Genomic DNA, 17,555 nt, shown 5'->3' with positions numbered 1-17,555 from the left:
GGGTGAATGAGAGAGACTAGTAGAATGGCAAAGTGCGACTATAGTACGTTTTCATGGAGTTGAGTCCGGGGTTGTTACGATGCCACCAGCTGATATCTCGCCGTCGTTGAGCCTTCGCAGGCGAGCCATCTTTGCCGGAGCATGGAATCTGGGGGCGCTGATCACGTCCCAGGCCATTCGGCTGGGGGGCAATCTGATCATGGCGCGCCTGCTGATGCCGGAAATGTTTGGCATCATGGTCATCGCCACCACGGTGTCGGTGGTCCTGCACCTGCTGTCCGATGTCGGCTTTCGCCAGAACATCATCCAGAGCCCGCGCGGCGACGACCCGGCTTTCCTCAACACCGTGTGGACGGTGCAGATCATCCGCGGGTTCATTCTTTTCGCGTTCACCCTGCTGATCGCCGGTTTCGCCTGGTTTGCCCAGGTGATCCACCTGTGGCCGGAGCACTCCACCTACGCCGCGCCAGAGTTGCCGCTGGTGCTGGCGGTTACCGGTGTTTCCGCGATCATCTATGGCTTCCAGTCGACCAAGGTCGACGTCGCCGTGCGTGAGTTCCAGCAGAAGAAGGTCGTGCTTGCCGAGTTCGCGTCGCAACTGGCCGGCCTGCTGACAATGTTGATCATCGGTTATTTCACTCGCTCGATCTGGGCGCTGGTGGGGTCCGGCCTGGTTGCCGCGCTGGCCATGACACTGCTGGGCCACTTCTGGTTTCCGGGGCCGCACAACCGCCTGCACTGGGAGCGCTCCGCGCTGCGGGAAGTGGTGGTGTTCGGGCGCTGGATGCTGTTGTCGTCGGCGGTGGGCGTGCTGGCGATGAATGGCGACCGGATCTGGTTCGGCGGCAGCATGTCGGCCAATGAACTGGGAGTGTTCTCGATTGCCGTGCTGATTCTGGGTGCGTTGCAGTTGGGCATGGCGCGACTGCTCGGGGCCGTGGCGTTGCCAGCATTCAGTGAGGCCGCCCGCAGCCAGGACACGCCACGCCTGCACGTCCTGTACGGCCGCTTCAAATTGATGTTCGACCTGGTCTCGCTGTTTATCTGTGGACTGTTCTGGGTCATCAGCCCATTGCTGATCAGCATTCTGTACGATGAGCGTTACGCCGAAGCGGGGCAAATGCTGGCGATACTTTCGCTGTCCTTCTTCACCTGGCGCTTTGCCGTGGCGCATCAGGTCTGGCTGGCGTTGGGGCTGACCAAGTACCAGGCGATGGACAATATCATTCGCGCCATTTCGTTATGGGTGCTGTTGCCGCTTCTGTTGGCCATCGGCGGCGTGCATTATGCGATCTGGGGCGTTGCGCTGCATGCGCTGCCGACACTGGTTCTGGTGGTGTACGTCAATCGCAAGGTCGGCTTGTTCGATCTCAAGCGTGAGCTCGTCGTCTTGCCAATGGCATTGGCAGGGGTTATCTGCGGGGAAGTGGTGTTGAAAATTGCTGACTGGTTTTGATTTTGATGTCGGGGAGCTTGAACCGTGAATGAACCTGATTTGAATACCTCTGCAATGGACCGCAGGGATTTCCTGCGTGTGTGCGCGCTGTTGGGGCTCGCAGGGTTCATCCCTGGATTGTCGCAAGCCGTTGCAGTGCCCTCAGCCGTCAAGTCGGGGTACGTCGTCATCAACGGGTGGGTACTGCCGGCCCAGCACTTTCAGCCAGCGCAAACATGATCAAAGACTACCAATCGCAAAAAGAACTGCGCGACTTCTATGACGTCTGCATCGTCGGTGCCGGGCCGGCGGGTATTACCCTGGCCTTGCGTCTGGCGGTCAACGGCCGGCGTGTGCTGCTGCTCGAAGGCGGCGGTCGCGAGTACTCGCAAAACTCGCAGAGTCTCTACCAGTGCCCCTCGACCGGCCTTGAGGTCTACGCCGAGGAAACACGCCTGCGTTACCTGGGCGGGACTTCCAACCATTGGTCCGGGCGCTGCCGCCCCTTCGAAGCGTCGGACTTCAACAACGGCCCGCCCGTGCGCCTGCCCGGCTGGCCCATTGCGTTCGCCGAAATGGAGGCACATCTGGCGCAGGCGATGGCGATTGTCGACCTGGTGCCGAACGCCGGATTCAAGGCGATCAACCCTTCCCTGGACGGCTCCGAATTTGCGGCGGATCGCTTCCTGCTCAGCCCGCCGACGCGTTTTGCAAAAAAGTACGCCAAGGAACTCGACGAGACCGAGGGCCTGGATGTCTTCATCAACTGCAACTGCGTCGACCTGGAGTTCGACAGCCAAACCGGGCGTATCGCCTCGATCGTCGTGGCGGACTACGAGCAGCATCGGGAGCAGGTCAAGGCCCGGCAGTTCATTCTGGCCACAGGCGCCATCGAAAATGCCCGGCAACTGCTCAACAGCGAATCCCTGGCAGCGGGCGGCATCGTTACCGAGGGCGGCCTGGTCGGCAAATGTTTCATGGAGCACCTGAACGTCGAGCTTGGCACCTTCATCCTCAAGGACGGGCAGGGCAAGGACTCCCGCGAGTACTTCACCACCGATGCTTTCGTGGCGCAGCACAAGGCCGGCAAGGGCAACGTTGCCATTTCCCTGGTCGCTGAAGTCAAGACCTATGGGCGCATGGCCGCCATCAAGAGCTTTTTCGAGAACCTCATCTGCGACGTGGGTGTGGAGCAGAAGATCGAGTTCATCACCAAGTTCGATTGCCCCGGCGATGGCGTGATCGGCACGTTGATCGAGCAGTTTCCCAACCTCGACAGCCGTGTTTCGTTGCTACCGGAGCGAGATGCCCTGGGGATGCGCAAGGCCGTGGTTCACTGGGAGCTGAGCTCGGCGGACCGCGATACCGTCAAATCGATCGGGCTGGAAATGGCCAAGTGCTTTGCCGACACGGGGCTGGGCCTGGTCAAACTGGAGCAGTGCGTGTATGACCAGACCGTGCCGTTGAAGGTCAATCCCCATGCCCACCATATGGGGACCACGCGGATGGCGTCGGCACCGGAGTTCGGGGTGGTGGACGAGAACTGCAAGGTATTTGGCGTGGAGAACCTCCACATCGCGGGCAGCAGCGTTTTTGCGACCGGCGGTGCGAGCAATCCGACCATGCCGCTGTTACAACTGACACTCAGGTTGGCTGAGCATATCAATCGTATAAGTTAGTGCGTTAATGGATTTTCTGGCTGATGCTCGTACGGGTGGGCTTGATAAGCGCTTGCCTGGCTGGATGTGCATCGGAATTTGGTAGCCAGCCCCTGGTTTTTCAGGGGGGGAATGGAGATAGCCTGTTGAAAGTGACTTTTGTTTTGAGCGTGGCGAGCATGTCGGGCGGGATTCGCGTGGTGACGATTTACGCCCAGGCATTGGCGGATGCCGGTCATGAAGTGACACTGGTTTCCCTGCCTTATCCGGCTATTCCGCTGCGCAGAAAGATCAAGAGTTTCGTCACTGGAAAGGGCTGGCTGGTCACCCCGGTCATTCCCTCTTATCTGGATGATATGGACCTCGATCACCGGGTGATCGAAAAATACCGCCCGATCGTGGAGTCCGATGTCCCGGATGCCGATGTGGTGGTTGCCACCTGGTGGGAGACGGCCGAGTGGGTCAATGCCCTGAGCCCGGCCAAGGGCGAGAAAGTGTATTTCGTGCAAGGGCATGAGATCTTTCCGTTCTGCCCGATCGACCGGGTCATGGCCACCTACCGGATGCCGCTGCACAAGATCACCATCTCCCAATGGCTGGCTGACTTGATGCGTGTGGACTACGGCGATGCGGATGTCGATCTGGTGCCCAACAGCGTCGATCACCAGCAGTTCTTCGCGGCGCCGAGGGCCAGGCAACAGCGCCCGACCGTTGGTTTCCTTTACCATGAAACACCTTTGAAGGGGCTCGACGTGACGCTCGACGTCATTGCCGCGCTCGAAAAGAAATTCCCGACCCTGCGCGTCGTTTCCTTTGGCAGCTTTGCGCCCACGGGTGCGTTCGCGTTACCGGCGAGTGTCGAGTTTCACCTGGCGCCCGATCAGGATCGTATTCGTGATCTCTATACGCAATGTGATGTCTGGTTGGCCTCGAGCCGCAGCGAAGGGTTCAACCTGACGGCGATGGAGGCCATGGCCTGTCGGACGCCGGTGGTGTCGACCCGTACGGGTTGGCCGATGGAAGCCATATCCTGTTTCAACAACGGTGTGCTGGCGGATATCGACGACACGCAAGCGCTGACGGCGGGCGTCGAGTATCTGCTGAACCTGGACGACATGGCGTGGCGTGCGGTGTCCGAAGCGGCTCATCAAACCGTGGCCTCAAGCACCTGGGAGCACTCTGCCCGTCTGTTTGAAGCGGCATTGAACAAGGCGGTGGGCAAGCGTCTGTCCGGGCAGCGTGCTGCCCGACCGGAGCCTTCCGTGCTGGAAGGACGGGGCTGATATCGACGCCCATCGTGCCATCGCAAGGCCTGCCGCTGGGCCAATGACAGATACCAGTGGATTGGCAAGCGGCGGCTATAGTACTTTTTCGTGTCATGGATTCCGGGGTTGTAGTGATGCCACCAGCTGATGTATCGCCATCGTTGAGCCTTCGCAGGCGAGCGATATTTGCCGGGGCATGGAATCTGGGGGCACTGATCACATCACAGGCTATCCGCCTGGGTGGCAACCTGATCATGGCCCGTCTGCTGATGCCGGAGATGTTCGGCATCATGGTCATCGCCACCACCGTGTCGGTGGTGCTGCACCTGCTGTCCGATGTCGGCTTCCGCCAGAACATCATCCAGAGCCCGCGAGGCAACGATCCGGCCTTCCTCAACACCGTGTGGACGGTGCAGATCATCCGCGGGTTCATCCTTTTCGCGTTCACCCTGCTGGTCGCCGGTTTCGCCTGGCTTGCCCAGGTCCTGCACATGTGGCCGGAGCAATCCACCTACGCCGCGCCGCAGTTGCCGCTGGTGCTGGCCGTGACCGGTATTTCCGCGATCATCTACGGTTTCCAGTCCACCAAGGTCGACGTGGCCGTGCGCGACTTCGAGCAGAAAAAAGTCGTGCTCGCCGAGTTCGTCTCGCAACTGGCCGGGCTGTTGACGATGTTGATCATCGGTTATTTCACCCGTTCGATCTGGGCGCTGGTGGGCTCCGGGCTGGTGGCCGCCCTGGCCATGACGCTGCTCGGGCATTTCTGGTTTTCCGGACCGCACAACCGTTTGCACTGGGAGCGCTCCGCGCTGCGGGAAGTGGTGGTGTTCGGACGCTGGATGCTGTTGTCGTCGGCGGTGGGCGTGCTGGCCATGAACGGCGACCGGATCTGGTTCGGCGGCAGCATGTCGGCCAGCGAGCTGGGGGTCTATTCCATTGCCGTGCTGTTTTTGGGGGCGCTGCAAATGGGCATGCAACGGTTGCTCGGGGCCGTGGCCCTGCCGGCGTTCAGCGAGGCTGCGCGGGTCAACGACACCGCGCGCTTGCACGCGCTGTATGTACGCTTCAAGTTGATGTTCGACCTGGTTTCGCTGTTTCTCTGCGGGCTGGCCTGGGTCCTCAGCCCGTTGCTGATCCATTTTCTGTACGATGAGCGTTATGCCGGTGCTGGCGAGATGCTGGCGATTCTGTCCCTGTCTTTCTTCACCTGGCGCTTTGCCGTGGCGCATCAACTCTGGCTGGCGTTGGGGCTGACCAAGTACCAGGCGATGGACAACATCATTCGCGCCATCTCGTTGTGGGTGCTGCTGCCGCTGTTACTGGCCTTGGGGGGCGCGAAGTACGCGATTTGGGGGGTTGCGCTGCATGCCTTGCCGACGTTGATCCTGGTGGTGTATGTCAATCGCAAGGTGGGGTTGTTCGATCTCAGGCGAGAGCTCATCGTCCTGCCGATGGTGCTGGTGGGAATGGTGTGTGGCGAGGCGGTGCTGGCGATAGTCAACTGGTTTTGACCCTGGCGGGACAGGGCCGTCGTCGTGCCGGATGTCGGAGTGGCGGCTACGCTTAGGGGCACGAATGAAGGATCGGGGCGCATCGAACCCTGGCACAGGCGTTTTTTTGAATTTTTTGGGGCTGACAGGATGATTGGTCTACTGAAGCGCGCTATCGCTCATTTTGCCAGGACAACGGGACGTGGAACCTCGCTCTACAAACGACTGTGCCGACCGGATGGTTTCGAATGGGCGCGATTCCTGGTCCAGTGGCGATCCCTGCATTCCATCGGTGAAAACGTGTGGATCAACGTCGGGTGCAACATTACCGATCCATCACTGGTGCGCCTGGGCAACAACGTCGGTTTATCCGATTGCACGCTGATCGGGCACGATGCCTCGGTCGCGCTGCTCAACGTGCGCTACGGTACGAAGCTGGATTCCGTCGGCCCGATAGACATCCTCGATAACGTTTTCATCGGCCATGGCGCGATCATCCTGCCGCGCGTGAAGATTGGCCCCAACTCCCTGGTCGCTGCCGGCGCGGTTGTCCTGCGCGATGTCCCGCCCGATGTCGTGGTCGGGGGTAATCCAGCCCGGGTGATCTGCACATTGGAGACGTTGTTGAAGAATGTCGAAGATCGATGCGCCGAATATCCCTGGATGGACCTCATCCGCGAGCGTAACGGTGAGTTTGACCCGGCCCTGGAATCCAGGCTGCGAGTCATGCGCGCCGAATACTTCTTTGGTGAAAAATCCAATGGTTAATGCGCCTCTCGATGTGCTGGTGGTCAACTACAACACCGCAGGGCTGTTGCAGCCGATGTTCAATGCCCTGCGCCAACCCGACAGTACGGATCGGGCGCGTTACCTGGTGGTGGACAACGCCTCCGTCGATAACTCGCTGGAGTGCCTGGCGACCCTGTGTCCCGGGGCGTTGCTGCTGGCCAATGAAAGCAATGTCGGCTTTGGCCGTGCCAACAATCAGCTGGTTGAACACCTGCAGGGCAAGTACGCATTGCTGCTCAATACTGACGCCTTCGTGGCGGCGGACACCCTGAGCAAGACCCTCGACTACATGGAGGCGCACCCCGAGTGCGGCATTCTCGGCGTACGATTGGAAGGCCGGGACGGGGATTTGCAGCCTTCGTGCCGTTATTTCCCGACACCGCTGAATGTGTTTCTGTCGCGCGCGGGGCTTGAGCGCTTTTTCCCCTGGGTGAAGCGGGTCGATGACATGCAGTGGGATCACGCCTCCGTCCGCGAGTGTGACTGGGTGCCCGGCTGTTATTACCTGATTCGCCGCGAGGTCATCGACACGGTCGGTTTGTTCGACCCGCGCTACTTCCTTTATTACGAGGAAGTGGATCACTGCAAACGCGTCAAGCAGGCGGGCTGGAAGGTGGTTTTCTACCCACACACCACCGTGGTGCATATCGGTGGAGAAAGTGCCAAGTCCGTCGATGAACTCAACGTCGCCAGTCGGCAGATACCCCGGCTGCAAATCGAAAGCGAGCTGTTGTATTTCCGCAAGCACCATGGCGTGGCAGGCCTGGCCTGGCACATGGCGCTGGTGTGCCTGGGCGACCTGATCCTCGCGCTCAAGGCCTTGCTCAAGCGTCGTGGTCGTGCCGCCATTGGTGCCTGCTGGGAACATGCCCGGGTCACCTGGGCGCTGCTGCGTGATACCAAGTTCGCCACCCAACCAACACGGTAGAGCCCTTCATGTTCGACAACATACGCGCGGATTTACGTGCCTACGGCGGTGACTGGGGAGCCCAGGGCTTCTGGGTGATGCTGGTTTATCGCTTCGGGCGCTGGCGCTATGGCGTGCGCCCGGCGCTGTTACGCAAAGTGTTTTCCTTGCTCTACAAAGTACTGTTCAAGCTGGTGCAGATCGTGACGGGCATCGAGCTGCCGTGCGAAGTGGAGGTCGGGCGTAACTTCGTCATCGATCATTTCGGCGGCATCGTCATCAGCGGTTACGCCCGGTTTGGCGATGATTGCCGTATCCGTAACGGGGTCGTGGTGGGGCTGAAGAATGTCAACGAACCCATCGCGCCGGTCATGGGCAACAACGTCGATATCGGTGCCGGGGCCAAGGTCCTGGGCAATATCCGCATTGGCAACAACGTGGTGATCGGTGCCAACGCGGTCGTATTGACCGATGTACCGGACGACTGCGTGGCCGTGGGCGTGCCCGCGATCATCAAGCAACGACAGCCTGTACAGGCAAAGGAAGGCTCATGAACGTTTTCGCCTGGACTCGGTGAACGCCTTGATCAATGGAATGGGTGTCGTGGTGATCGGACGCAACGAGGGCCAGCGGCTGGAACGTTGCCTGGCGTCACTGCTGGGGGCGGCGCAGCAGGTTGTCTACGTCGACTCGGGTTCCACCGATGGTTCGGTGCCGATGGCGCGGGCACTCGGGGTCGCGGTGGTCGAGCTGGACATGACGATCCCGTTCACCGCGGCCCGTGCGCGCAACGAAGGTTTTGCCTGTGTGCAACGCCTGCTGCCGTCGATGCGGCATGTGCAATTTGTCGACGGTGACTGCGAAGTGGTCGCCAGCTGGCTGCCCCGGGCCCAGGCGTTCCTCGATGCGCGGCCCGAGGTGGCGGTGGTCTGTGGACGGCGGCGTGAACGCTTTCCCCAACGCTCGGTGTACAACCTGATGTGTGACATCGAATGGGATACGCCAATAGGCGAAGCCCGGGCCTGTGGCGGCGATGCGTTGATGCGCGCGCAGGCCTTTGCCGCCGTGTCCGGTTTCCGTGCCGACCTGATTGCCGGCGAAGAGCCGGAACTGTGCGTGCGCTTGCGGGCGCTGGGCTGGAAGGTCTGGCGCCTGGAGGAGGAAATGACCTTGCACGATGCGGCCATGACCCGTTTCGGCCAATGGTGGACGCGTACGTTGCGTGGTGGCCACGCGTTTGCCGAGGGCGCATCGTTACACGGGGCGACGGCAGAGCAGCACTGGCGACGCGAATCGCGTCGGGCCTGGTTCTGGGGCCTGGGTGTTCCATTGGCAACGCTTGTCGCCTGCTCGATGGTGGGCGCGGCAGGGCTGTTGCTTCTGCTGATTTATCCGTTGCAGGTGGCGCGCCTGGCCCGACGGGGTGTCAGGTCGACACGCGAGAACTGGCTGCTGGCTTTCTTTCTGGTGCTGGGGAAGTTTCCCGAGATGCTGGGGCAGGTCAAATTTCTGTTGAGCAGATTCGGCGCCGGCAAGTCGGCCTTGATCGAATACAAGTGAGGCGTTCATGGATTACTGGCTCACCCTTAAAAGCTTGTTGTGGCTCAATGCCGGGGTGACCCCGAGGGCATTGAAAAACCAGCTCAAGGTTCCGGGCCTGGTGGCCAGACACCGGCCGGCCCTCGAATCGTTTTCGTCGCGCATGTCAGCGGCGCTGGGCGCCAATGGCCTGCAAACCCTGGGCACGGACTGCCTGGGCGTCGTCCAGTGGCCCTACGTCAGTAAAGCCTGGGGAGCAGAGCAGCGGTTGGGGGCCATCGCCTCGCACTACGAAACGGTCACCCAGGTCTGCCCGCTACTGTTGTTGTCGGGGCGTAACGAGACCCTGAAACTGGCCGACCTGTCCGAGTGGGCGGCGGATTGTTCCCTGGTGCTGGACCGGCCGAAATGGTTCATGCGCGAAGGCGAGCTGGTGCTGAATTTGTTTCAGGACGACCTGCGCATTGCGTCGCTGGCCTTCACGCTGTGCCGCACCGACATCGGGACTGGCCTGTTCATCGGCGCTGTCCAGGGCATTCACAAAGGTGTGGACAGTGACAGGTCCCTGGCGATTTACCGTGACCTGACCAAGGCGTTCGAGGGCCTGCGTCCCAGAAGCCTGCTGATTGAAGTCATCAAACATATCGCGCTCAGGCTCGGCGTGGACAAGCTCTACGCGGTCGGGGATGAGTTCCGTCATCATCGCCACCCCTATTTTGGTGCGCAAAAGGCTCAGGAACTGGCGGCCAACTATGACGTGATCTGGTTGGAGCACGGGGCGACACCCTCCGAGCGGGAAGACTTTTTCGACATCCCCCTGGCACCGTCCATCAAGCCGCTCGACACCATTGCCGCGAAAAAGCGCGCCATGTACCGCCGGCGTTATGAGTTGCTGCAGAGCACGTTCAACAAGGTCGACGCCGTGTTGATCGGCACCACCGCCACCCAGGGCGCGGCGCCGGTTGACGCTTTCGGTATCGCTGCCGGCGTGGACATGCCTGCCGTCACCACCCCCAACGACAATTAAGCCCGGTCCCTATGCGCATCGCCTACTTCATCAATCAATACCCCAAGGTCAGCCACAGTTTCATTCGTCGCGAGATCCTGGCGCTGGAGCGCCAGGGTTTCGAGGTGCAGCGCATCGCCTTGCGGGGCTGGGACGCCGAGTTGGTGGATGCCGAGGACGTGTCCGAGCGCGACAAGACCCGCTATGTGTTGCAAGGCGGTGTCAAAGAGCTGCTGATGCCGGTGCTGCAGGTATTGCGCGAGCGGCCACGGGCGTTTTTTTCAGCGTTGTGGCTGGCGCTGCGCATGGGCCGGCGTGCCGACCGTGCCTGGCCGTATCATTTGATCTACCTGGCGGAAGCCTGTCGCCTGCTGCCTTGGTTGCAGGCGTTCGGTGCCGAACACGTGCATGCGCATTTCGGCACCAACTCCACCGAGGTGGTGATGCTGGCCAACGCACTGGGCGGGCCGGCCTACAGCTTTACCGTGCACGGTCCGGAAGAGTTCGACAAACCGCAATTCATTCATCTGGGCGAGAAAGTCCGGCGCTCGGCGTTTGTCGCGGCTATCAGCTCCTATGGCCGCAGCCAGTTGTATCGCTGGGTCGACCATGGCCACTGGGCCAAGGTCAAGGTCGTGCACTGCGGACTGGAGCGGGCATTTCACGAGGTGCCGGCGGTGCCGGTGCCGTCCGTACCGAGGCTGGTTTGCGTGGGACGTCTGTGCGAGCAGAAAGGCCAGTTGCTGTTGATGGAAGCCGCTCGTCTGCTGGCGGTGAAAGGCGTGGCTTTCGAGATGGTCCTGGCCGGCGATGGTGAGATGCGCGGGCAGATCGAAGCCCTGATCACGCAGCATGGCCTGCAAGCGCACGTGCGAATTACCGGCTGGATCAGCAGCGAGCAGGTGCGCGCGGAAATGCTCGCCGCCCGCGCCATGGTATTGCCGAGCTTTGCCGAGGGCTTGCCGGTGGTCATCATGGAAGCCATGGCGCTGCGGCGTCCCGTCCTGACGACTTTCGTCGCGGGCATTCCCGAGTTGGTGCGCCAGGGTGAGAACGGTTGGCTGTTCCCGGCGGGCGCGGTGGAGGAGTTGGCGGACGCACTGCAAGATTGCCTGGCACAACCGGTCGAGGTGTTGCAGCGCATGGGCGAGGCCGCCTACCAGCGCGTGCTGGTACGGCACGATATCGATACCGAAGCGGCCAGACTGGCGGCTCTGTTCAAGGCGCAGGCATGATCACATTAATCGGTTGGCTGTTCAGCGCAGTGTTGCTCCTCATCGTACTGCCCGTGCTGGTGCTGTTTGTGCAAGTGCTGCTGGCCTGCCTGCCCGTGCGCTCGCCAGCGCCCGCACGAGGACCGCGGCCACGGGTGGCGGTGCTGGTGCCGGCACATAATGAGGCGTCGGTCATCGTCGCGACCCTCCACAGTATCAAGGCGCAATTGCTGGAGGGCGACCGCCTGTTGGTGGTCGCCGACAACTGTTCCGACGACACCGCCGCCGTGGCCCGCACGGCGGGGGCCGAGGTGGTGGAGCGCAGCAATGACCAGCAGCGGGGCAAGGGCTACGCGCTCGAGTTCGGTACACGCCACCTGGCGAGCGATGCGCCGCAGGTGATGATCGTCATCGATGCCGACTGCCAGTTGGGGGAGGGCACCCTCGAGCGCCTGGCGATCCGTTGCATTGAATCCGGACGACCGACCCAGGCCTTGGACCTGATGCACGCGCCGGCCGGCTCCGGGCTGAAAGTCCAGTTGGCCGAGTTCGCCTGGTGTGTGAAAAACCGGGTGCGACCACGCGGCTGGGCCTGGCTTGGCCTGCCTTGTCCATTGATGGGCACCGGCATGGCGTTTGTCTGGAAAGACCTGGCCTTGATCGAGTTGGGCAGCAATCACATTGTCGAAGACCTGAAGATGGGCCTGGATTTCTGCCGCAGCGGCAAACCGCCGCTGTTTTGCCCCGATGCGCTGGTGACCAGCTATTTCCCCCGCACCGATGAGGGTCTGGCCACTCAGAGAACCCGTTGGGAGCACGGCCACCTGGGCGTCATCCTGGGCGATGCGCCGAAGTTGTTCGTGGAGTCGATCCGCCGCAAAAACTGGAACCTGCTGGCAATGACCCTGGACCTGTGGGTCCCGCCATTGGCGCTGTTGACCCTGGTGCTGGGGGCTGGCTTCGTTTTGTCCTGGCTGGTGTTCCTGCTGGGCGCAAGCCCGGCACCGGCGATCATTGCCACGAGCGGGATGGCCCTGCTGGGTGTGACGATCCTGCTGGCATGGAGCCAATTCGGGCGTACGATCATCGCGTTCACCGCCTTGATGTATGCGCCGCTCTACGCCCTGAAGAAAATCCCGCTGTACATCGGGTTCCTGCTCAAGCGTCAGGTCGACTGGGTGCGTTCGAAACGGGATGATCATTGATGAGTGGCCTGGGTTGGCAACGCAACTGGCAAGCGATTGTGCAGAAAATCAGGGTGGTCAATGACGGCGCTGACGAACAAGCCCTGATCGAGGCGCTGTCCCGAACCGGGACGGCGACCGTGCTTGGCTTCGTCAATGCCCACGCCATGAACCTGGTGACCGGCAACGGCGATTATTACCGGGCCCTGTCGGCCGCCGACGTGCTGTTGCGCGATGGTTCGGGCATGACCATTCTTTTTCGCCGGCTCGGTCGGGCGCCGGGGCTGAACATGAATGGCACCGACCTGATCCCCAAGTTGCTCGCCGCCTACAAGGGCCGGCGGGTGGCATTCTGGGGGACGCAAGAACCCTATCTGGCCAAGGCCGTGCAACACAGCGAGGCTGCGTTCTCGGTCAATGTCGTCTCGGCCCACCACGGTTTTGCGCCGATGGAGACCTATGTCGAGCTGGCTCGGCAATGTCAGCCGCAACTGGTGGTGCTGGGCATGGGCATGCCCAAGCAGGAGGCGGTCGCGGCGATGCTGGCGGCCAGCGGCGTCCCCTGCCTGGTCGTGTGCGGCGGGGCCATCCTGGACTTTCTTGGCGGCAAGGTCTCCCGCGCACCGCAATGGATGCGCCGCCTAGGTTGTGAGTGGGTGTTCAGGCTGATCAGTGAGCCCAGGCGCCTGTTCACACGCTACGTGGTGGGTAACCCGATGTTTTTGTTACGCACGTTGTTGAGCAGGCATTCTTGACGCTCCATCCTTGCGGAAACACTTCTGAAATATCTTGCAAAACTCTCGTCTTGCATCTTTACTCTGCTTAGTATTTCGACTTGGCAGGTGTACTAGAGACTTTTTTCTTCATAACGGTTTTTGACGACTAAATGGCGTCAAAAACCCGGATTCCACGGAGGGATTTGCGAGTGTTTCGCAAGAAGGAAAGTGTGGCATGCCTTGGAAAACCGGCGGGCATAAAGCGCCAGGTTTTTCAAGAAAGTGCTGCGTCGTAGAGTGCTCGTGTCGAATAGTTGGTTTATGGGTTTTTAAACCGGCATAAACTTTATTTGACGTGTGTTGATGAATAAATGAAAGAACAAGCAGCGGAACTATTGCGTAAGTTGTTATCACCGTCGGTGCGGTTCGAGCTGCGCAACGCGCTCGCCTGGCTGCAGGACATGGCAGCACGTGCCTGTTTCTGGCGCTGGGAAATGGTCAGGTTCAAACTGCGCGCAGACAGCGCCCATGACATCCTTTATGTGGGCACGAAACAGCGCAGGGAATTTGTGCAGGTATTGCTAGGGGCCAAGTCCAGGGAGGTGGGAACCCGGCTGAGACTGCGCAAGTCCGAGCGTACGGTCGTGGTCAGTGAAATACCGACCCCAGGGGCGTTGTACGTGCCTCAACTGCTGAGTGCAGTGGTGCCGCTGAATCGGTCGATTGACGACATCACCGCGCAATACAACACCGAGTTACGGCGCAACCTGCGCAAGAACCGGGCGCGTTACCGGATGCAGCAAGCGTTGAACGATGACGATATTGCCAGTGCGGACCGGGAAATGCTTCAGCCCTATGCCAGTGCCCGACATGGTTCGGCGGCCTCGCAAATCGAAACCCATGAAGTGCAACGGGTGGCGAAAACCGCCGGCCGGCTTGATCTGGTGTTGCTCGAGGATGAGGTGGTGGCCTGCCACCTTGGCTGCGTGGTCACCCGCGCCGGCAAGCGCTATTGGAGCACCGTGAGGTTCGGTTACCCGGATACGGTGTTTTCCGATCAGAAGAAGTTGCGCGAAGTGAACTCGATCACCACGTTCATGGCACTTGAGTGGGCGATCGAGAACGGCTTCGATTACTACGATATCGGCACTTGCCTGGCCCGCCCGGACGATGGGCTTCTTGAGTGGAAGAGAAGGCGCGGTGGCGATGTCGATACATTGGGAAACCACGGTTACTTGTTTTTGACCTTGCCTGAAGTTGGAACGGCAGAGTTTCTATGGGAAACACCGTTGTTTGCAGTTGAAGGTAAGAAGTTGACACTTCATCTGGGTGTGCCCGAGGGCAAGAGTGATGAAGAAGTGGCCGCCCGTTATCGCGAAATGGGTTTTGGCGGGTTGTCCAGAATATATATCCATTGTTCAAGTGCGCCGCGACAGGAACAAGTCGATATTATTCAAGGTCGATACAACCATTTGAAATTACCGCCTGTTCTGGAAAGTGTTGTCGCCTGAATAAGTTTCCGACTTGAAAGTTGATGGGGTATAACCTCGGTTAGAGGGTGGGCACATGTTGGAATTCAATGCACTGAGCAATGGGCATCCTCACCGGTGGAGCCTGGCTGCGTATAAATACATGTTCAACACCCGTGTTACACGCAAGCCGTCGGCGACCCTGGAAAGCCTGGCGGTAAAAACCTGGGAAATTGCCCCAGGTTCGACCGCGATTGCACCTGCGGCGTTTTTCCTGCCCAACCAGCTTGAGCGTGTCACCGGATGGGAGGAGGCGCTGTTTTACCCCAATGAACATCCCCGCCGTACCATGGAAGGTGTCGGGCGTGTCGAGCATGGCGCGACCCGGGGGTTCCTGCTCAAGGACGTGTGGATGATCGATGGCGCCCTGTACAAGGGTAATGCCAAGTCGTGGCTGACCCCAGGGGGGCGGTTTCCCGGAATACGCGTGGAAAACGAAATCGATCGTGGCGCGTTGTATTGCACCATGGGCGGCAACAAATGGTTCGGCACCTGGCTGATGGATGACTGCCTGACCTATCGCCTGGCCTGCGACGAAGGGGTTCCGGTGACCACCGCGCCCTTTGCCGACAATGTGTCCATCGCCCGCAACGGCATTCTGCACGCGCCCGGTTACGAGCGTTGGCTGGGCATGAATCCGGTGCGCTTGCGCAATGCGTATTTCCGGGAGTTGGTGATTTTCAACGACCTTAGCCAGAACCTGAATAAACACCTGCGTTTCCGGGCGATGGGCGAGCAGTTGCTCTCTCATGTCAACGTCAGCACTCATCCCGGGGTGTTCATTCTGCGAGGCGGTCACGGTGCCTTGCGGCGCCTGCGCAATGAGATGGAAGTGGCCGAGCGACTGCGCGACCGCCGGGGGTTTCGTATTCTCGATCCTGCCACTTGCGATGTGCCGACCATTGTCGCGGCGTGTGCCGGGGCCCAAACCGTGGTCGGCATCGAGGGTAGCCAGCTGATTCATGGGGTGAATGTGTTGCCGCCGGGCGGTTCGCTGCTGGTGTTGCAGCCGCCGAATCGCTTCCTGTGTTTTTTCAAGTACCTGACGGACCGTGATCACCAGAACTTCGGTTTTGTGGTCGGTACACCGGAGGGTGACGGCTTCAGGATCGACCCGGACGAGGTCGAACGTACGCTGGATCTTTTTCCGTCTTCACACAATGAAGCCATCCTGCAATATCGCTGAACCTGTGCCGGGGCGAGCCTGCTCGCGATGATGGCTGCACCGGCACTGCGATGGCGACTGTCAGCCCGCCATCGCGAGCAGGCTCCCACAGGGGATTTTCAGGGTCGCTAGTACGCGTGCTTGCCAGAGAAGGCAAACACCGTACGCACCAGAATCACGAAGTCGAGCCAGAGCGACCAGTTGTTGATGTACTCGATGTCCGAATCGACCCGGCGGATCATCTGGTCGATTTCCCGGGTTTCGCCCCGTAGCCCGCGTACCTGGGCCAGACCGGTAATGCCGGGCTTGATGTTGTGGCGGGCGAAATAGCCCGACACATCCGGGGAGTACTGCACGTCGTGCTGGATGGCATGCGGGCGAGGGCCCACCAAAGACATTTCGCCCATCAACACGTTGAACAACTGCGGCAGTTCATCGAGGCTGGTACGGCGAATGAACGCACCCACCCGGGTGACCCGCGGATCATTCTTCTGGGCCTGCTTGATGGTGCCATCGGTCGGTTGATGGACCACCATGCTTCTGAATTTCCAGATACGGAACGACTCGCCACTCCAGCCCATGCGCTCCTGGCGGAAAAACACCGGCCCCGGGCTGTCGAGTTTGATTGCCAGGGCCACCAGCGCCAGCACGGGCGCGGCGAACAACAGGATGAGGAAGGTCAGGACTTTGTCTTCGAGGTTTTTCAGGAACAGGCGCATGCCGATCAGCGGGGTTTCCGAGAGGGTCAGCACGGGAATGCCGGCAATTTCGCGCACGCTGTGGTTGATCAGGCGCAGCGAAAAGATGTCCGGGACCCAGTTAACCGAAATGTGTTTGTCGAACAGCCTCAGGTAAACATCCTGGATGACCTCCGATCCCCCCAGCGGCGTGACGAAATAAACGGTGCGGATGGAGTGTTTGACCACCAGTTCATCCAGGTGCGAGATGTCGCCCAGTATCGCCAGGCGATGCTTGCCATTCGCCGGCTCCTTTCCCCGGTCGTCGTCCGCGCCAATCAGCACGCAGCCGACGATACGCTCGCCCAGCCAGGGGTTGGTGCTGATTTTCTTGTGCAGGTAGCTGGCCAGCTCGCCCGAACCGATGATCAGCGCATTTTCCAGTTGCGTCGGATGGGCCAGGAACTTCTTTTGCATTTCCCGGGTGCCCAGGTGCAACAGCAACTGGGCGATATAACCGAGCACGAACAGCTCGCCCATCAACAGGCGGGAATACACTTCGCTCTGTTTGGTCAGGAACGCCATGGCCACCAGGAACCCGAACGTGGCGGTCCACGCTTTGAGAAGTTTGAAGGCCTTGACGGTAAACACCACGTTGCTGCGGTAGATGGCGTAGTGGTCGTAGACCACGGCCAATGCCCCGAGCAGCAACAGCAGCATGATGACGTAGTCTTGAGTGAGGTAGCCAATGTGGTAGTTGATCAAGAACCAGGCAACGCCGGTGACCGCAACGCAATCGAGACCGGCCTGAATCACTGTACTGGTACTGCTTCTACGCTGGAGCACGGAACGGGTGTTGTTAGGCTCAAAAATCATGCTTGGACCTCATTTGCTTTCCTTCGCGCTCGACGATACTGACGAGATTCAGGTCAATCAGCCCCCCACGAGAGCCCTGGCGTCACCGGCAAGCCACTCAAACTC

General features: G+C 60.4%; 16 protein-coding genes. 15 read left to right on the top strand and 1 reads right to left on the bottom strand.

The window, feature by feature from the left end:
• Window positions 1–79 precede the first annotated feature (79 nt).
• The 15 genes from IB249_RS00205 to IB249_RS00135 all read left to right on the top strand — a co-directional run bounded on the left by IB249_RS00205 (window position 80) and on the right by IB249_RS00135 (window position 15,918).
• Window positions 80–1,456, top strand: a complete 1,377-nt coding sequence (locus IB249_RS00205) for an oligosaccharide flippase family protein (protein WP_192301527.1) — start codon at window positions 80–82, stop codon at window positions 1,454–1,456.
• A 54-nt stretch (window positions 1,457–1,510) separates the two neighbouring features.
• The gene (locus tag IB249_RS00200; protein ID WP_207195359.1) at window positions 1,511–1,675 is read left to right on the top strand and encodes a twin-arginine translocation signal domain-containing protein; all 165 of its coding nucleotides are present in this window, start codon (window positions 1,511–1,513) and stop codon (window positions 1,673–1,675) included.
• Complete coding sequence (locus IB249_RS00195) at window positions 1,672–3,114, top strand: FAD-dependent oxidoreductase (protein WP_192301525.1); 1,443 nt, start codon at window positions 1,672–1,674, stop codon at window positions 3,112–3,114. Before IB249_RS00200 ends, IB249_RS00195 begins: the two co-directional genes overlap by 4 nt.
• A 131-nt stretch (window positions 3,115–3,245) precedes the next feature.
• Window positions 3,246–4,376 carry a glycosyltransferase family 4 protein gene (locus IB249_RS00190; protein WP_318653485.1) on the top strand — a complete coding sequence of 377 codons (1,131 nt, stop codon included), beginning with the start codon at window positions 3,246–3,248 and terminating at the stop codon, window positions 4,374–4,376.
• Window positions 4,377–4,492: 116 nt separating this feature from the next.
• On the top strand, window positions 4,493–5,869 hold the full coding sequence (locus IB249_RS00185) for an oligosaccharide flippase family protein (protein WP_192301523.1): 1,377 nt from the start codon (window positions 4,493–4,495) through the stop codon (window positions 5,867–5,869).
• A gap of 129 nt (window positions 5,870–5,998) precedes the next feature.
• Window positions 5,999–6,616, top strand: a complete 618-nt coding sequence (locus tag IB249_RS00180; protein ID WP_192301522.1) for an acyltransferase — start codon at window positions 5,999–6,001, stop codon at window positions 6,614–6,616.
• Window positions 6,609–7,565, top strand: coding sequence for a glycosyltransferase family 2 protein (locus tag IB249_RS00175; RefSeq protein WP_192301521.1), 957 nt, complete (start codon window positions 6,609–6,611; stop codon window positions 7,563–7,565). The genes IB249_RS00180 and IB249_RS00175 overlap by 8 nt, the downstream gene beginning before the upstream one ends.
• Window positions 7,566–7,573: 8 nt before the next feature.
• A complete protein-coding gene (locus IB249_RS00170) occupies window positions 7,574–8,098 on the top strand; it encodes a serine O-acetyltransferase (protein ID WP_192301520.1) in 525 nt (174 codons plus the stop codon).
• A 40-nt stretch (window positions 8,099–8,138) separates the two neighbouring features.
• Window positions 8,139–9,104, top strand: a complete 966-nt coding sequence (locus tag IB249_RS00165; protein ID WP_412547986.1) for a glycosyltransferase family 2 protein — start codon at window positions 8,139–8,141, stop codon at window positions 9,102–9,104.
• Between the two features lie 7 nt (window positions 9,105–9,111).
• Window positions 9,112–10,110: a DUF535 family protein gene (locus tag IB249_RS00160; protein ID WP_192301518.1), complete on the top strand. Its 999-nt coding sequence runs from the start codon at window positions 9,112–9,114 to the stop codon at window positions 10,108–10,110.
• 11 nt (window positions 10,111–10,121) lie between these two features.
• Window positions 10,122–11,324, top strand: a complete 1,203-nt coding sequence (locus IB249_RS00155; protein ID WP_192301517.1) for a glycosyltransferase family 4 protein — start codon at window positions 10,122–10,124, stop codon at window positions 11,322–11,324.
• Window positions 11,321–12,508 (top strand): glycosyltransferase family 2 protein, encoded by a 1,188-nt coding sequence (locus IB249_RS00150; protein ID WP_192301516.1) that lies wholly within the window; start codon window positions 11,321–11,323, stop codon window positions 12,506–12,508. Before IB249_RS00155 ends, IB249_RS00150 begins: the two co-directional genes overlap by 4 nt.
• Window positions 12,508–13,242 carry a WecB/TagA/CpsF family glycosyltransferase gene (locus tag IB249_RS00145; protein ID WP_192301515.1) on the top strand — a complete coding sequence of 245 codons (735 nt, stop codon included), beginning with the start codon at window positions 12,508–12,510 and terminating at the stop codon, window positions 13,240–13,242. Before IB249_RS00150 ends, IB249_RS00145 begins: the two co-directional genes overlap by 1 nt.
• Window positions 13,243–13,574: 332 nt before the next feature.
• Window positions 13,575–14,714 carry a hypothetical protein gene (locus tag IB249_RS00140; protein WP_192301514.1) on the top strand — a complete coding sequence of 380 codons (1,140 nt, stop codon included), beginning with the start codon at window positions 13,575–13,577 and terminating at the stop codon, window positions 14,712–14,714.
• 55 nt (window positions 14,715–14,769) lie between these two features.
• Window positions 14,770–15,918: a glycosyltransferase 61 family protein gene (locus tag IB249_RS00135; protein WP_192301513.1), complete on the top strand. Its 1,149-nt coding sequence runs from the start codon at window positions 14,770–14,772 to the stop codon at window positions 15,916–15,918.
• A 107-nt stretch (window positions 15,919–16,025) separates the two neighbouring features.
• Here IB249_RS00135 and IB249_RS00130 read toward each other — a convergent pair whose 3' ends face one another.
• Complete coding sequence (locus IB249_RS00130) at window positions 16,026–17,450, bottom strand: undecaprenyl-phosphate glucose phosphotransferase (protein ID WP_192301512.1); 1,425 nt, start codon at window positions 17,448–17,450, stop codon at window positions 16,026–16,028.
• Window positions 17,451–17,555: the final 105 nt, after the last annotated feature.

It is taken from the genome of Pseudomonas sp. PDM04, assembly GCF_014851765.1.
Taxonomy (GTDB): Bacteria; Pseudomonadota; Gammaproteobacteria; order Pseudomonadales; family Pseudomonadaceae; genus Aquipseudomonas.
This window is presented reverse-complemented; position numbering and strand designations above follow the sequence as displayed.

Coding starts and splice junctions, on each gene's coding strand:
- IB249_RS00155 (WP_192301517.1), top strand. CDS start 10,122: ATGCGCATCGCCTACTTCATCAATCAATACCCCAAGGTCAGCCACAGT.
- IB249_RS00170 (WP_192301520.1), top strand. CDS start 7,574: ATGTTCGACAACATACGCGCGGATTTACGTGCCTACGGCGGTGACTGG.
- IB249_RS00205 (WP_192301527.1), top strand. CDS start 80: ATGCCACCAGCTGATATCTCGCCGTCGTTGAGCCTTCGCAGGCGAGCC.
- IB249_RS00160 (WP_192301518.1), top strand. CDS start 9,112: ATGGATTACTGGCTCACCCTTAAAAGCTTGTTGTGGCTCAATGCCGGG.
- IB249_RS00175 (WP_192301521.1), top strand. CDS start 6,609: ATGGTTAATGCGCCTCTCGATGTGCTGGTGGTCAACTACAACACCGCA.
- IB249_RS00195 (WP_192301525.1), top strand. CDS start 1,672: ATGATCAAAGACTACCAATCGCAAAAAGAACTGCGCGACTTCTATGAC.
- IB249_RS00165 (WP_412547986.1), top strand. CDS start 8,139: ATGGGTGTCGTGGTGATCGGACGCAACGAGGGCCAGCGGCTGGAACGT.
- IB249_RS00145 (WP_192301515.1), top strand. CDS start 12,508: ATGAGTGGCCTGGGTTGGCAACGCAACTGGCAAGCGATTGTGCAGAAA.
- IB249_RS00150 (WP_192301516.1), top strand. CDS start 11,321: ATGATCACATTAATCGGTTGGCTGTTCAGCGCAGTGTTGCTCCTCATC.
- IB249_RS00130 (WP_192301512.1), bottom strand. CDS start 17,450: ATGATTTTTGAGCCTAACAACACCCGTTCCGTGCTCCAGCGTAGAAGC.
- IB249_RS00185 (WP_192301523.1), top strand. CDS start 4,493: ATGCCACCAGCTGATGTATCGCCATCGTTGAGCCTTCGCAGGCGAGCG.
- IB249_RS00180 (WP_192301522.1), top strand. CDS start 5,999: ATGATTGGTCTACTGAAGCGCGCTATCGCTCATTTTGCCAGGACAACG.
- IB249_RS00135 (WP_192301513.1), top strand. CDS start 14,770: ATGTTGGAATTCAATGCACTGAGCAATGGGCATCCTCACCGGTGGAGC.
- IB249_RS00200 (WP_207195359.1), top strand. CDS start 1,511: ATGGACCGCAGGGATTTCCTGCGTGTGTGCGCGCTGTTGGGGCTCGCA.
- IB249_RS00140 (WP_192301514.1), top strand. CDS start 13,575: ATGAAAGAACAAGCAGCGGAACTATTGCGTAAGTTGTTATCACCGTCG.